This is a genomic window from Luteibacter sp. HAY1-4A, from assembly GCF_056755355.1.
The window spans coordinates 19,202-33,640 of the sequence record NZ_JBNDHZ010000046.1; the positions used below are offsets into that span (position 1 = coordinate 19,202).

Sequence of the window (14,439 nt, forward strand, 5' to 3'; positions counted from 1 at the left end):
CATTGCATGCCGCCGGGACAACACTGGGCCGTCACTCAGTTCAGGAGCTCCCCATGAGCCGCTTCGAAGACCGCTATGGCAAGTCCCGCCAGCCCGACGACTCCGTCTGGAGCCGGCCGAGTAGCAGGCGCGACGACGACACCCGCTATCCCGGCGACGAATTCGGTGGCACCTACGGGCGCCGCGACTACCGCGACGCAGGGGGCAGCCCCTACGAAGCCGGCAGGGACTTCGCGGGCGGCCGGGACTACGGCCCCGGCGACGATTTCTCGGGCGGAACGTGGTCCGGTCGCCGGGACTACCTGGACGAGGACCGGCGCTATCCCGGCCACCGGGAATTCGGCGGTCACCATGGCTACGGCGGCAGTGGCCGGCATCCGGGACATCGCGACTTCGGCCGTGGTGACGACGAACGTCGGGCATGGAGCGGTTCGGGCTATCCGGGCGGCTATCGCGGCATCGGCCCCAAAGGGTACGAACGCAGCGACGAGCGCATCCGCGAGGACATTTGCGAACGACTGAGCGAGCACGACGCCATCGACGCCTCCGACATCGAGGTGCGGGTGTCCGGTGGTGTGGTGACACTCACTGGCGAAGTGCCGGAGCGATACATGAAGCACCTGACCGAAGATGCCGTTGCCGACGCGGTGGGCGTGCGCGATGTGGAGAATGGCCTACGTGTACGCAGCGCGAGGACGGGCGAACGCGGCATGTTCGACGAGCCGTCCCTCGAATGAGGGGAAGGCGCCATGCTCAGGCCTAGCTCGCCTTGGGCAGGCTGGCCTCGCGTATGGCATCGGCAAGCTGGTGGGCGCTGTAAGGCTTCCGGACAAGGGGAGCCTGGTAGCGCCCCGGGATGTCGACTGCCATCGAACCGGTGGCCAGCACATAGGGAATGCCGCGGCGTTTCAGTTCGTCGAGCGCCGGATAAGCCATGACCCCCTGCAGATCCAGGTCGACCACCGCGACGTCGCAGCGCTCCACGTGGGCCACGCGGATGGCTTCCTCGATGCAACCGGCGCAAGCCGCAACGTCGTAGCCGAGACGCTCGGCAAGAAGGTCGGTCAGAGCGGACGCCAGACCGGAGTGGTCTTCGAAGACGATCGCCCGCGGCAAGGCTGTCATGTTCATAGGATGACCCGCGATGAGTAGCCCGGGGTTCCAACCTACTCCCGTTTTCACGCGACGACCATACGTCGAAAGCAAATTCGGCCAGGAAATTTTTGCACTCCTTCACGAATGCGACGACTCGATGTCATTTGTCACGATTCAAGACGTTTTTTTCACCAAAGATCATGCTTTCGCAATGCCTCGACGAGCCGCCGCGACGTGAAGTCGAGCAGCTTTCGCCGGGCATAGGTGTGCCACGCGAGCCACGTCAGCAGTTTGTCCTTCCACTTGTCCGTGGCCACGCCGTAAAGCGCATCCAGGCGCTTGCGAATGGCGGGCATGAGCGTGAGCGGGTCGAAAGCGCCCTTGGGCCAATCGGGCAACCGGTCCTCACGCCGTTCCGGGTGGCACGGCCCGACGAGCGGTATGACGGGCGCATGGAGCACGCCGTCGCGGTCGCGAAGGTAGCTGGCCAGCGCCGGATCGCCCGCCCATGCCGCGACGATGGGATTGTTCGCCGGCACCAGGAAATGCTCGGCCAGGAACCGTTGCGCATTGCGCCGGCCGAGCAGGAAATCGTGACGCCGATAGGCCTCGGCGAAGAAACCCGAGAATCCACCCAGGGCGCCTGCGGCGAGCGCCCGCCCACCCAGCCAACGCTCCGTGCCACTCGCCGCGGGACGCGTCGGCGCGATCAGGAATCGGCTGTAGACGGCATCGTCCATGGCCAGCGCGATCTCGCGAGGCTTGAACCTGGCCTGTTGCTTCCACGATGCGAACAACGCCGTGAGCGCTTCGACCACGTTGATCGAGGCCGCGAATTCCGGCCCCAGGTCGTCGGGCTCCGGGAACGGGTCCACCATGAGCACGATGCGGTTCACTTCGTCGCCCCGGCGCGGATTCCGGCCGAGCGTACCGGCCAGTTCCGTGCGCGCCAATTCGAAGGGTTCGTTGTCCATCGCGCCACCGTCGACGCCGACGAAACGGTACGTGGCACCGTGCCGGTCCCAGGCGTCGCGGCGGGGTTCGATCGGAACGACCCGCGAGATCCCGTACTCGTCGGGAACGACCACGCTGCGTTGCATATAGTCGCTCCAACGCCGTTCCACCTCGCGGTAGCGCAGTCCCCCGGGGAAAGCCGAGGAAGCGAGCGCGGCGTTCATCAGCGACGTCCATGCCCGGTCCGGCAGCTTCTTGGGATGTGGCACGTACAGGTCGTCAGGATATTGCCAGGCCCGGTCGTAAGGCCCCTGCCCCGTGTCGATCGAGAAACGCAGGTAATCCTCGTGCGCGACCATGCTGTGCACGGCGTCCGCGCTGCTGCCGGCGAACGGGACGGCATAGGGCACGCCGCGCAGGTTCGTCACCGTGAACACGAGCTTCAGCGGGTTGGCGATATAAGGCCGGGACAGCGGCTCGCCCTCGAAACGAAGCACCTTCGCGGCGATCTCGTCGAGGCAGCGCGTATCCAGCAGCGACGCGATGGGCACGTTCTTGTCGGCCAGGTCGTCCGTGCCGAGGAAGCCGCGGATGTCGACCTGTTTCACCCACACGTCGTAGAACGGATTAGCCGGCACTTCCACGTCCGCGATATGCACGTGGGGAAAGGCGTAAGGCAGCGCCACCGCCGTTATCACGCCATTGATGCTACCCGCCGAGGCGCCGGAGATATCCCTGAGCAGGACATCGTGCGTGGGCACCGGAAGCTTCCGGGCCTTCGCGTCGTACCAGTGCTCGAGTGCTTCGTAGAGGAAGTCGAGGACGCCGGCGGCGTAAGCGCCGCCGGATACCGCGCCGGCCAGCGCTAACCCTAGCTCGAACGTGTGCGCCCGCGGTGGCGGCGTGATTTCCGGGTGCGCCAGGGGCAGGTCGGTATCGGGCATGTCCGCTCCATCGCCTTCGTGGACCCATTATCGGTGATGCGCGGGACGCGAAACCCGAACGCGACCACGTTTCGCTATCTCGACATCCACTGTGCCGCCAGCGCGACAGCCGCCGGCAGCGCCTGGACATAGAGGATGCGCCGGCTGGCGGTCGCCGCACCCCACAGACCGGCGACGACGACGCAGCCCAGGCCGTAGAACACGAAGGCCGTGGCGAAGGGTTCGTGGAGTGTCAGCCCGAGCACGAGGGCGACGACGAGGAAGGCGTTGTAGAGGCCTTGGTTGGAAGCCAGTGCCGCGCTGTCCCGTGCAAAGTCGGCGCTGATGCCGAAGACCCTCGGGCCACGGGAGCGCCAGAGCACCATCTCCAGCAGCACGATGTAGATGTGGATCAGGATCACCAGAACGGTAAGCACGGTGGCGGCGATCGACATGGCGTGTCCTTGCACGTGGTCTGGCGCCCGAGGATATCCGCTCCGGCGCACACCGGCTCGTTTTTGCGTGTCATCCGGATAATTTCCTAGGCCGGATGGAGGATTGCATCCCTGTGCGCGTCCGGCACCATGGGAAGAATGTGCAAGAACCTGGCAGCCCAGGAAATCTCGCTGGAGGCCCTCGGGCTGCTCCAGGCACTGTTGCACCACGACTATGCCGAGGCCCAGCTGCGCGCCAACCACATGGCGCGCTGCGCCCTGCTCAACGACCACCTGAAAGTGGCCGATGCCGCGGAAAAGATCGAGGCCCTGCTGTCTGGCGGCCGCCCGAATTCCATGGAACTCCGTATTGCCTTACGCTCACTGACGACGTCCGTCGACAGGATGCAGGCAGCCGCGCTGCCCTCCTCCGGCAGGCTTTCGTAAACCGAACGCGGAGTGTCCATGAACGTGAGAACCGACGGTATCGACCCGACGGCCGTGCCCAGCGGTACCGGCTGCGTCGAATGCGAACAGGACGGCGGCTGGTGGCTACACCTTCGCCGATGCGCCCAGTGCGGACACATCGGCTGTTGCGACGATTCCCTGGCGAAGCACGCCACGAAACACTGGGAAGAAACAGGACATCCGATCATCCAGAGCTTCGAGCCGGGTGAGGACTGGTTCTACGACTATCGCACCGATGAGGGACTCGACGGTCCCGCGCTCGCGCCGCCACACAGCCATCCGGCTACGCAGACGGTACCCGGGCCGAAGGAACGCGTGCCCCACGACTGGCAACGCATACTGCTGCGCGCGCAGCGGCGCTGAGCCGACGTCAAATGCAACAGCGGCTCGAGGGGCCCCTGCCGCCGACCTGCGTCACCGGCCCGCCGTCCATCAGCGGCTCGACCTCGGTCCGGTGCCCCTTGTAGAACGCGATATTGGCCTCACTCGCGTTCTTCGAAGAGACGAACCGGTCGTGGATCTTCGCGCCGGATGCTTCATCCGGACCATAGAGCGTCGCCTGCCTCGCACTGGCCAACGCGTAGACTGCTGTCATGTATTCGCGTCGACCAAACCCATGGCTCTCCACGATGCGGGCGAGTCGTGGTTGCTTGGTCAGCACACGATCGGCGATGTCGTCCAGCGAACTCGAGTACAGCTGGGCAAAAAACCATTCCTTGTCGAGCCGCGCCTTGCGGGCATCGGCGGACACAGCCGCCAGCCGCTGGACCACGTCATCCGTGATCCGGTAGTCCCGCATGGCCGCGTGATCGGCTTCGGGGATGGGTGGCACCACGCCTCGTTCGACGGCATGAGCCGTCATCAGGGACATGCTCGCTGACAACAACATCACGGCAAGCGGATATCGCATCTTCATGTCGGGCCTCGCGATTCGTGGCCTCACCCCGGAAAGGAGATTAGCGCAACCGAATGGCAGGCACAAAAAAACCCGCTTTCGCGGGTTTATTTGCGATCCGGTAGAGGTTGTCCGGATCTTGCGTTGGTGCCCAAGGGGGGACTCGAACCCCCACAGCCTAAGCCGCTACCACCTCAAGGTAGTGCGTCTACCAATTCCGCCACCTGGGCATAACTTTTACTGCGTGTCGCGATTACTTCTTGGCCGGTTCCGCGGGAGCCTGCGTGGCTTCCTGCTTCGGGGCCGGAACATCGTTGTTCGCTGCCGGTGCCGTGGCGGCGGCGGGTGCGCTGGGCACGTCCGACGCGGCCGGGGCTACCGGAGCGTTGTTGGCGGGAGCGGCCGGGGTGGTGACACCCGACATCACGCCGAGATCCGCGGCCGGCTGGGGATTGCCCGAACGGCCGAGGTAGATGCCCATGCCGAGGCTGAGCAGGAAAAACAGGGCGGCAAGTACCGCCGTGGCGCGCGTCATGAAGCTCGACGAGCCACGTGCACCGAACACCGTGGCGGATGCACCGCCACCGAACCCGGAACCTGCCTCCGCGCCGGCACCGCGCTGCATGAGAATCAGCACGATCATCGCCGCGGCGATCAGGATATAGAAAACGCTGAAGAGAATGAACATGTCTTCTTGGTTTGCCGTGTCGCGATTATCGACGCGCCGCGGCGCATATATCCAGGAAATCGGAGGCCACAAGCGAAGCGCCGCCGATGAGTCCCCCGTCCACGTCCGGCTGGGCGAAAAGTTCGGCCGCATTGGCCGGCTTGACGCTTCCGCCGTAAAGCACCCGGGTCAGGAGCGAGATATTAGCATCCTTTTTTGCCAGTTGGCTACGGATGAGCGCATGAATTTTCTGCGCCTTCTCGGGCGTGGCGGTAAGGCCCGTACCGATGGCCCAGACCGGCTCATAGGCGATCGCGGCCCCACGGAAACTCTCGATGCCGCAATTATCGATGACGGCCCAGAGCTGGCGCATGATGACCTCCGCGGCCTGTCCCTTCTCGTGCTCTTCCAGGGTTTCTCCCACGCACAGGATGGGTTTCAGTCCCGCCTTGCATGCCGCCGCGAACTTCCGGGCCACCAGTGCGTCGCTTTCGCCCTGGTACTGGCGGCGCTCCGAATGGCCCACAAGGACGCAGCCGGCCCCAACGTCAGCGAGCATGCCGCCCGTTACCTCGCCGGTATATGCGCCAGGCACGTGGTGTTCGGAAAGGTCCTGGCCGCCGAAGCCGAGGCCCCGGTCGCCGTAGCGGGCACTCAATTCCCCTAGGTACACGTCCGGCGGGAAGACCAGCACGTCGACGCCGTCGGGAAGGTTCTCGACGATCTCGCGGACGAGGGCGTCGGCCATGCTGCGGGAACCATGCATCTTCCAGTTACCGGCGACCAGCTTCTTGCGCATGGGAACTTCCAGGCGTGGACAAAGGGGCGGCAGGATAGCGGCGACCCCCTCCCCCGCAAAGCTGCAATGCCGCATGGAGGCCCGGGAACGCCATTCACGGAGGGTAACGCATCCGTCGGGCATTTGACCTGATGGATACCGGCTTCGATCATCGCCCTATGCGCACCCTGAGAATCTTCTTTATCGCCCTGCTCCTGGCCTGCTCCGGCGGCGCCCTGGCGCAGACGGACGACGGCACTCCTGCCCAGCAGATCGACACCCTTCGCGGCCAGCTCGACACGATCGAGAAGGCGATGAAGGACGACAAGGCGTCCAACCAGGACATCGACGACCTCCGCGGAAAGGCCGTGGACGTGGCGAGTGCGGCGCAGAAGCTTTCCGGCACCTTGCAACCGGACCGGGACGCCGCGAAGGCACGCCTGGATCAATTGGGTCCCCCTCCCGCGGCCGGCACGAAGGAGGCCCCGGAACTGGCCGCCACGCGACGAGACGCCCAGAAGACCTTCGACGCGGTCGACGCGCGCATCAAGCAGGCCGACGGCATCGCACTCGAAGCCCAGCAGACAGCGAACCAGCTCGCCGACCTGCGCCGCACACGGTTCCAGGAAACGATCTCGCAACGCACGAACTCGCCGCTGTCGCGACCGTTCTGGTCCGACCCGGCAGCCGCGTTCCCCCGCGACTCGGCGAACCTGCGCTCGTTCGCGAGCACGGTGAAGGACGATTTCTCGAACAGCTGGAGCACGGGCAACCGCACGGCATTGGTGAGCTGCGTGCTGTTCGGGCTGTTGCTGATGACAGCCGTGCGTTTCTATATCGAGTCGCGCGTGCGCAGCCTCACCGCGAACCGCATGCCGCCCGGACGGTTGCGCCGCTCCGCGTTGATCGTCGGCATCGCGCTCACGTCCACGCTCACCACCGGGTTGGGAACGCAGCTCCTCTACACCGGCCTCAACTGGAACGACGTGTTCAGCGAGGACACGGACGAGATTGCGCGCGCGCTCGTCCGCATCGTGTTCTTCGGCGCCTTCGTTGCCGGCCTCGGCCGCGCGCTCATCTCCGCGAAGCGCCCTTCCTGGCGCCTGCCGGCCATACCGGACGAAACGGCGCTGGCACTGCGCCGCTTTCCCATGCTCATCTCGCTGGCGGTGGTGCTGTTCTATTTCCTGAAGGAACTGAACCGCACGATCGGCACGAGTCTCGCCGCCACGGTGGTCACCAGCAGCCTGCAGGCCATCGTGCTCACGGTGCTCGCGGCACTCGCGCTCCTGCGGCTGGGCCGTACCCACCACCACGACACCGACGGCACGCCACCGCCGCCGCGACCGATCTGGGCCAGCCTGTTCATCGCGGCGGCGTGGATCGCCATCGTGGCCTCGTGGATCGGCCTTCTTACCGGTTTCATCGCCTTCGCATCGTTCATGGCGGGCCAGGTGGTGTGGACGGCGATCGTCATCGCCGCCACGTACCTTGCCATGCGGCTCGTGGACGACCTGTTCGAGACGCTGCTCTCCGAGAAGGGCCCCATGAGCGCCCGCGCGCAGGCGGTATTCGGCACGCACCCGAAGCTGCTCGACCAGGCCGGCGTGCTCCTGTCGGGCGTGGTACGCCTCGGCTTGTTCCTGTTCGGCCTGACCGCCGTGATGTCCGGGTTCGGTGCGGGTGCATCGGACATACTCGCGCTCGGCGCCAAACTGCAATCGCTGAAGATCTACAACGTCGAGCTGAAACCCAGCCAGATCCTCAGCGCGATCGCCCTCTTCTTCCTCGGCTTGCTGGCCGTACGGGTGATCAAGAACTGGATGTCCGAGCAATACCTGCCGCGGACGAACCTCGATCCCGGCATGCGCAGTTCGCTCACCACGCTGCTCGGCTATGTCGGCATCGTGATCGTGGTGGCGATCGCCCTGCTTGCGATGGGGCTCTCCGTGCAGAACGTGGCCTGGGTGGCCTCCGCCCTGTCGGTGGGTATCGGTTTCGGCCTCCAGGCGATCGTGCAGAACTTCATTTCCGGCCTGATCCTGCTGGCGGAGCGGCCGGTGAAGGTGGGCGACTGGGTGGTGCTGGACGATGCCGAGGGCGATATCCGGCGAATCAATGTGCGCGCCACCGAGATCCAGGTGGCCGACCGCTCGACCGTCATCGTGCCGAACTCGTCCTTCATCACCAAGCCCGTGCGCAACATGACGATGGCAAACCCGCAGGGACGGGTGCTCTTCAAGTTGCCGATGCCGCTGGACAGCGATCCGGTGGCGATACGCGAGCACATGCTGGAGGCGATGCGTGGCCACGCCTCGGTGCAGGAGACCCCCGCGCCGCTCGTGATGCTGGACAACGTGGACCACGCCGCGATGACCTTCATGGCCATCTGTTACGTAGGCAGCCCGCGCGACGTGGGCGGCGTGAAGAGCGACTTGCTGTTCGACATCATCGCGCGCCTGCGCGGCGCGAGCATTCCGCTGCTGCGTCCGCAGGATCTCGTGTTGCGGTCGGGAGGTAGCGTGAGCGATCTCATCGGCCCGACCGGGGCCGGGGCGCCGCAGGCGTCGACCGATCCCGACGGTTCGGCCTGATCGCAAGGTCGACACACGCTGCGGGAGTCGACTCCCGCAGCGTGCTGAGGCGTCAGTCCTTGACCGGTGTCAGGCGCAGGTCCTGGAAGTCGAAGCTGAAGTCGGTCAGCGGCGATACCGGTTCCATGCGCACTTCGCGCACCTTGCCGTCGGGGTCGAGCGTGAAGTTGACGAAGGCGTCGCCGTTGAGCGAGCGGTCGTGCCAATGGGCGATGAAAGTGTCGTGCTGCCAGGGTTCGAGCGTGCCCTTGAGCTGCGCCGTCTTCGTGAAGCTCATCGCGAGCTTTCCGCCTTCCTTCGTCACCTTGACATCGCCGTACCAGGGATCGCGATACGTGCCGACGTAGCCGTCGAGCGGCAGCGAGGGCTTCGCACCCTTCATGCGCGCGGACTCGTGCTTCTTCATGCTGTCGTCGGCACCGGCCTCGGCTTTCTTCACGCTCGCCGCATAAGCCGCGTTCCAATCGGTCTTCGGTGCATCCATGAACGCGTCGAGCGCACGCATCGTCACGGCCTGGAAGGCGGCGCCGGATTCCTGGTTGGTCAGTACCACGATACCCAGCTTGAGATCCGGCACCAGGGTCACGCGCGACACCATGCCGGGCCAGCCGCCGGTATGCCATACGAGTTTGTGGCCGCGGTAATCCGAAACGAACCAGCCCTCGCCGTAGCCGTAGAAGTTGGGCTTGGTGCCCTTTAGCTCCGGTACGCTCGGCTCGGAGATATGGATGGGCGTGAGCAGCGACCACATCTCGGCCTGGCGCTTGGCACTGAAGAGCCGCTGTTCCTTGCCCGCGGCGTCGGTATAGGTGCCGCCCGCCAGCTGCATGTTCATCCACTTGGAGAGGTCGTGCACGCTGGAGTAGATGCCGCCCGCGGCCTGGTTGTTGTTCCACGACATCGGCGCCACCGGCTTCAGGTCCTTGAAGTCGAACTTCGCGTGGCCCGTGGCGATGTCGTCGTTCGGACCGATGCTGTCGGGCGCGTGCGTCTGCGATTCGGTCATGCCCAGCGGCGAGAAGATGCGCTCGCGCACGAAGTCCGCCCACGGCTTGCCCGAGACCTGCTCGATGACGAGACCGGCCACGGCGAAAAGGATGTTGTCGTACGCGTATTCCGCACGGAAGCTGTTCGTGAGGGGCACATGACGCAGGCGCTGCACCACTTCCTGCGTCGTATAGGTAGTAGCCGGCCAGTACAGCAGGTCGCCCGCGCCGAGGCTGAGGCCGCTGCGGTGCGCGAGGAGATCGCGGATACGCATCTCGCGCGTCACGTACGGATCGGACATCTGGAACCACGGCAGCCGGTCGACCACGCGGTCGTCCATGTCCAACTTCTTCTCGTCGGCCAGGATCGACAGCGAGGCCGCCGTGAACGCCTTGGTGTTCGATGCGATGGCGAATTGCGTATGCGCGTCGACCTTGGCCGGTTCGCCCAGCTTGCGCACACCGGAGCCCATCTCCAGGACGGTCTTGCCGTCCTTCACGATCGCCACGCCGATACCCGGCACGTCGAACTGCTTGCGCGTGGCATCGACGTAGGCGTCGAAGTCGGCAAGGGCTGCCGGCCGGGCGGCGGCAGCGGCGCCCGGCGAAGCGGGTGCGTTGGCTTCCTGGGCCTGCGCGGCCAGCGCGAAAACGAAGCTGGCGACGCCGAAGGCGAGAACGTGGCGAAGACGCGACATGGAGGGTCCCTGCGGCTGGAGAGAGCCGAGACTAGTCCATGCCGCGCCCCCAGCGAAAGGGATCGATCAGGCCTTGCGTTTCTGGCTGAAGATGACGCTGCCCAGGATGATCGCTCCGGCGATCGCCATGGTCGGCGTCAAGGCCTCGCCCAGGAACATCCAGGCCCAACCCACGCCGAACAACGGCACGAGGTAGGTGGACGTGGCCGCGCGCGGCGCGCCGATGCGCTGGATCAGGCGGAAGTAGAAGGCGTAGGCCAGGCCCGTCGACAGCACGCCGAGCGCCACCACGGCCACCCACGACTTCATGGGGATGGGCGCTTCGGGCCAGGTAACCGCGGCGAGCGGCGCCATCAGCACGGTGGCGCCGAGCAGGCATCCGGCAGCGACCGCCGTCGGCGCGATGTCCGAGAGGTACTTCTTGATGAGGTTGGCCGCCAGGCCATAGCAGAACGACGCCGCGACACCGGCAAGTGCCGCGGGCGCGACGTTTTCACCGGCCGTGCGGCCACTGGCGAGGATCACCACGCCAATGAAGCCCGCGACCAGGGCGATGGCCTTGCGCGTGCCGATCTTCTCGCCGAAGCCCACGAAGGCCACCAGCGCGGCGAACAGCACGGTCATGCTGTTGGCGATGGCACCGATGCCGGCCGGAGCGCGTTCCGCGCCCCAGGCGAAAAGGGTGAACGGAATGGCTGCGCTGAGCGCACCGAGCGCCAGCATCTTCCACAGATGGGCGAAGCGGATGGCGGAACGCGCACGCCACAGCAGCGGCAGCAGGATCACCGAGCCGAAGGCGAGTCGCGTAGCGACCATGGGAAAAGGACCGAAGTCCTTCGCCGCCACTCGCATGAAGAGGAACGAACCGCCCCAGATCGCGCCGAGGGCCACGAGTTCGGCCGGGGTACGCCAGTCGCGTTCCGCGGCGGGGGCGAGCGAGTCGATGGAGCTGTCTGCGGCGGACGACATGCGGAACCTCACGAAGGATTGACACCCATTGTCGCCGGAACCGGCCGCCGGACAAGCGCAACCTTTGCAAGGCAGCCTCTCATCCGGTTCATCCCTGCGGACGACGCCCCTACTCGACCCCGACGAAGCCCCCGGTCTGGTGGGCCCACAAGCGCGCGTACAGGCCGCCCCGGGCGATCAGTTCCGCGTGCGTACCCGTTTCCACGATGGCGCCCCGCTCCATCACCACCAGGCGGTCCATCTTCGCGATGGTGGACAGGCGATGGGCGATGGCGATGACCGTCTTGCCCCGCATGAGGATCTCCAGGCTTTCCTGGATCGCGGCTTCAGCCTCGGAGTCGAGGGCCGAGGTGGCCTCGTCGAGCACGAGGATCGGGGCGTCCTTCAGCAGCACCCGCGCGATGGCGATGCGCTGCCGCTGGCCGCCGGACAGCTTTACACCGCGCTCGCCCGCGTGCGCGTCGAAACCCGTGCGCCCTTCCCCGTCGGAAAGACCGGGAATGAACTCGTCCGCGCGGGCCTGGCGCACCGCGGCCAGCAGTTCGTCTTCGGTCGCGTCCGGACGGCCGTAAAGGAGGTTGTCGCGGATCGAACGATGCAGCAGGGACGTGTCCTGGGTGACCACGCCGATATGCGACCGCAGCGACTCCTGGGTGACCTTGGCGATGTCCTGCCCATCGATGGTGATGCGGCCGTCCTCGAGGTCGTACAGGCGCAGCATCACGTTCACGAGCGTGGTCTTGCCCGCACCGGAAGGACCGACGAGGCCGATCTTCTCACCCGGCCGCACGATGAGGTCCAACCCCGCGATGATGCCGCCCGCCTTGCCGTAGTGGAAATGGATGTCGTCGAAACGCACCTCGCCACGCGTGACCCGCAGCGGTACGGCGTCGTCGCGGTCGAGCACCGTGCGCTCCTGAGCGATGGTGGTGATGCCGTCCTGCACGGTGCCCACGTCCTCGAAGATGCCGTTCACCACCCACATGATCCAGCCGGACATGTTGTTGATGCGGATCACCAGCCCGACCGCGAGCGCCACCTGGCCGGTGGACACCATGCCATGCACCCACAACCACAGCGCCAGGGCGCTGGTGCCCGCGATCAACAAGCCGTTGAGGGACGTGATGGACACATCCATGCCCGTGACCATGCGGCTGGACGAGCGCACCTTCTCGGTCTGCTCGCGCATGGCTTCCTGCGCGTATGCCTCTTCCCGGTGGGTGTGCGCGAACAGCTTCAGCGTGATGATGTTGCTGTAACCGTCGACGATGCGGCCCATCAGCTTCGAGCGCGCCTCGGACGCCCGCCACGAGCGTTCCTTCACCCTCGGCACGAAGAACACGAGCATGCCGATGTAGCAGGCGATCCACGCCACCAATGGCAACGCAAGCCGGACGTCGGCCTTGGCGAACAGGTAGACCGAGGTACCGGCGTAGACGCTCACATACCACAGTGCGTCCACGACCTGCACCGCGGACTGGCGCAGCGAGGGCGCCGTCTGCATGATGCGGTTGGCGATGCGGCCGGCGAAGTCGTTCTGGAAGAACGACAGGCTCTGCTTCAACACGTAGCGATGATGCTGCCAGCGAACCATGGTGGTCATGCCCGGGTTCAGCGCCTGGTTCACCAGCAGGTCGTGCAGGCCCATCGCCACGGGGCGCAACAGCACCACCACGATGGCCATCCAGGTAAGCGTGCGCCAGTGCGTCTGGAAGAATGCCGCAGCCGGTGTCTTCTGCGCCATGTCGACGACACGGCCCAGGAAGTCGAACAGGGCCACTTCGATGAGCGCCACCGCGAGTCCCACGACCAGCGTGGCCACGAACACTTTCCAGACCTGGCGAAGGTAATACGCGTAGAAACGGACGACGTTCTTCGGCGGGGCGCGGTCGGGCGCCTCGCGGAAAATGTCGATGAGGGATTCGAACCAGCGGAAGATCATGCGGGCATTCTAGCCCTTCCCCCGCCACGCCGTAGGCACGATGGCGGCGACATCGGGCCACGCAGGCCACGTCAGGGAAGCGCGTGCCTCGGGGCCAGGGCCTTGTCCGCGGCCACCAGGCCAAGCCCCAGGATGACGAAGATCACCGCCACCACCGCCGCATTGAGCAGCGCCGCCGGATAACCGAGGCGACCCACGTCGAGGAACGGATAGGGATATTCGTCGACGATGGCCCCGCGGACGAACGTCCACAGCGCGAACACCAGGGGGAACCAGAGCCATCGCGCCGCGTCGCGCCAGACCAGCGTGCCGTGCGGCAACAAGGTGAACCACCACAGCAGGTAAAGCACCGGCACGATGTAATGCAGCGAGCGGTCCGCGATCAGCTGCGGACCCAGCGGATGCCACAGTGAGCGCAGCACCGTGACGTAAACCAGCCCGGTTACCGCGATGCAAAGGGCCGCAAGGCCCCGCACGCGCGGTGTGCGCAGGATACGCAGCGGCGTCCAGTTGCCACCCATCGCCGTGGAACCGGCGACCAGCGCGACGAGCAGGTTGGAGAGGATGGTGAAAAAGCTGAAGTAACGAACCGTCACCGCCCCCAGCGAACCCGACCATACGATCAGCCAGTACTGCAGCACGAGCGCGGGCCACGCCACCGCCGCGACGACGATGGCGAAGAGGTTGGACACGGCGGCGGTTCGGGGCGGCGGCATCGAGCGTTCCGTCAGCGGGGCCAGCTATTATTGCCGCGATCGCGGTCGGGAATCTTGTGGTCGGGGTCGATTTCGGCACGAACGACCTTCCGACCGCCCGGCACGTCGATATCGAACCGCGTGTGCTGCTGCCAGGTCTCCACCGGCACCCGGATATCGCGCGTGGATTTGTCGTCCAGCGTCACGCGCAGCGTGGCAGGAAGCACGAGCTGGTCGAGGTTCGATACGGTGACGACCGACCCGTTCACCTTCTCTACGGCCATGTCCAGCTGCCAGTTGTGCTCGAACCAGCCGCGCCAGAACCAGGACAGGTCCTCGCC

The 14,439-nt window shown here is 65.8% G+C and carries 14 protein-coding genes, 1 tRNA gene and 1 pseudogene; 4 read left to right on the plus strand and 12 right to left on the minus strand.

From position 1 onward, the window contains the following. Positions 1-53: 53 nt before the first annotated feature. Positions 54-737, plus strand: coding sequence for a BON domain-containing protein (locus ACPYOD_RS14980; protein ID WP_481302515.1), 684 nt, complete (start codon positions 54-56; stop codon positions 735-737). A 22-nt stretch (positions 738-759) separates the two neighbouring features. Here the strand turns inward: ACPYOD_RS14980 and ACPYOD_RS14985 are convergent, their stop codons facing one another. The 3 genes from ACPYOD_RS14985 to ACPYOD_RS14995 form a co-directional block, all read right to left on the minus strand. Next, complete coding sequence (locus tag ACPYOD_RS14985) at positions 760-1,131, minus strand: response regulator (protein WP_481302516.1); 372 nt, start codon at positions 1,129-1,131, stop codon at positions 760-762. 152 nt (positions 1,132-1,283) lie between these two features. Then, complete coding sequence (locus ACPYOD_RS14990; protein ID WP_481302517.1) at positions 1,284-2,993, minus strand: patatin-like phospholipase family protein; 1,710 nt, start codon at positions 2,991-2,993, stop codon at positions 1,284-1,286. 74 nt (positions 2,994-3,067) lie between these two features. Next, positions 3,068-3,427: a DUF1304 domain-containing protein gene (locus ACPYOD_RS14995; protein WP_481302518.1), complete on the minus strand. Its 360-nt coding sequence runs from the start codon at positions 3,425-3,427 to the stop codon at positions 3,068-3,070. A 138-nt stretch (positions 3,428-3,565) separates the two neighbouring features. Here ACPYOD_RS14995 and ACPYOD_RS15000 point away from each other — a divergent pair, with 138 nt between their 5' ends. Then, positions 3,566-3,853: a hypothetical protein gene (locus tag ACPYOD_RS15000; protein ID WP_481302519.1), complete on the plus strand. Its 288-nt coding sequence runs from the start codon at positions 3,566-3,568 to the stop codon at positions 3,851-3,853. 18 nt (positions 3,854-3,871) lie between these two features. Then, positions 3,872-4,237, plus strand: a complete 366-nt coding sequence (locus ACPYOD_RS15005) for a UBP-type zinc finger domain-containing protein (protein ID WP_481302520.1) — start codon at positions 3,872-3,874, stop codon at positions 4,235-4,237. Between the two features lie 7 nt (positions 4,238-4,244). Here the strand turns inward: ACPYOD_RS15005 and ACPYOD_RS15010 are convergent, their stop codons facing one another. From ACPYOD_RS15010 to tpiA, 4 genes are all read right to left on the minus strand, one after another. After that, the gene (locus ACPYOD_RS15010; RefSeq protein WP_481302521.1) at positions 4,245-4,790 is read right to left on the minus strand and encodes a hypothetical protein; all 546 of its coding nucleotides are present in this window, start codon (positions 4,788-4,790) and stop codon (positions 4,245-4,247) included. Between the two features lie 124 nt (positions 4,791-4,914). Further along, positions 4,915-4,999 (minus strand) — tRNA-Leu (locus tag ACPYOD_RS15015). A 23-nt stretch (positions 5,000-5,022) separates the two neighbouring features. Next, positions 5,023-5,457, minus strand: a complete 435-nt coding sequence (gene secG / locus ACPYOD_RS15020) for a preprotein translocase subunit SecG (protein WP_481302522.1) — start codon at positions 5,455-5,457, stop codon at positions 5,023-5,025. Positions 5,458-5,482: 25 nt separating this feature from the next. Beyond that, positions 5,483-6,235 carry a triose-phosphate isomerase gene (gene tpiA, locus ACPYOD_RS15025; protein WP_481302523.1) on the minus strand — a complete coding sequence of 251 codons (753 nt, stop codon included), beginning with the start codon at positions 6,233-6,235 and terminating at the stop codon, positions 5,483-5,485. A gap of 158 nt (positions 6,236-6,393) precedes the next feature. Between tpiA and ACPYOD_RS15030 the strand changes: the two genes are divergently transcribed. Then, positions 6,394-8,808, plus strand: coding sequence for a DUF3772 domain-containing protein (locus ACPYOD_RS15030; protein ID WP_481302524.1), 2,415 nt, complete (start codon positions 6,394-6,396; stop codon positions 8,806-8,808). Between the two features lie 52 nt (positions 8,809-8,860). Here the strand turns inward: ACPYOD_RS15030 and ACPYOD_RS15035 are convergent, their stop codons facing one another. The 5 genes and pseudogenes from ACPYOD_RS15035 to ACPYOD_RS15055 all read right to left on the minus strand — a co-directional run. Continuing rightward, positions 8,861-10,492 carry a serine hydrolase gene (locus ACPYOD_RS15035; RefSeq protein ID WP_481302525.1) on the minus strand — a complete coding sequence of 544 codons (1,632 nt, stop codon included), beginning with the start codon at positions 10,490-10,492 and terminating at the stop codon, positions 8,861-8,863. Between the two features lie 66 nt (positions 10,493-10,558). Next, complete coding sequence (locus tag ACPYOD_RS15040) at positions 10,559-11,461, minus strand: DMT family transporter (RefSeq protein ID WP_481302526.1); 903 nt, start codon at positions 11,459-11,461, stop codon at positions 10,559-10,561. A 109-nt stretch (positions 11,462-11,570) separates the two neighbouring features. After that, positions 11,571-13,403, minus strand: coding sequence for an ABC transporter ATP-binding protein (locus tag ACPYOD_RS15045; protein ID WP_481302527.1), 1,833 nt, complete (start codon positions 13,401-13,403; stop codon positions 11,571-11,573). Between the two features lie 71 nt (positions 13,404-13,474). Continuing rightward, positions 13,475-14,119 (minus strand): Pr6Pr family membrane protein, encoded by a 645-nt coding sequence (locus tag ACPYOD_RS15050; RefSeq protein WP_481302528.1) that lies wholly within the window; start codon positions 14,117-14,119, stop codon positions 13,475-13,477. Between the two features lie 11 nt (positions 14,120-14,130). Then, a pseudogene (locus ACPYOD_RS15055) lies at positions 14,131-14,439 on the minus strand (M1 family peptidase); the annotation flags it as partial.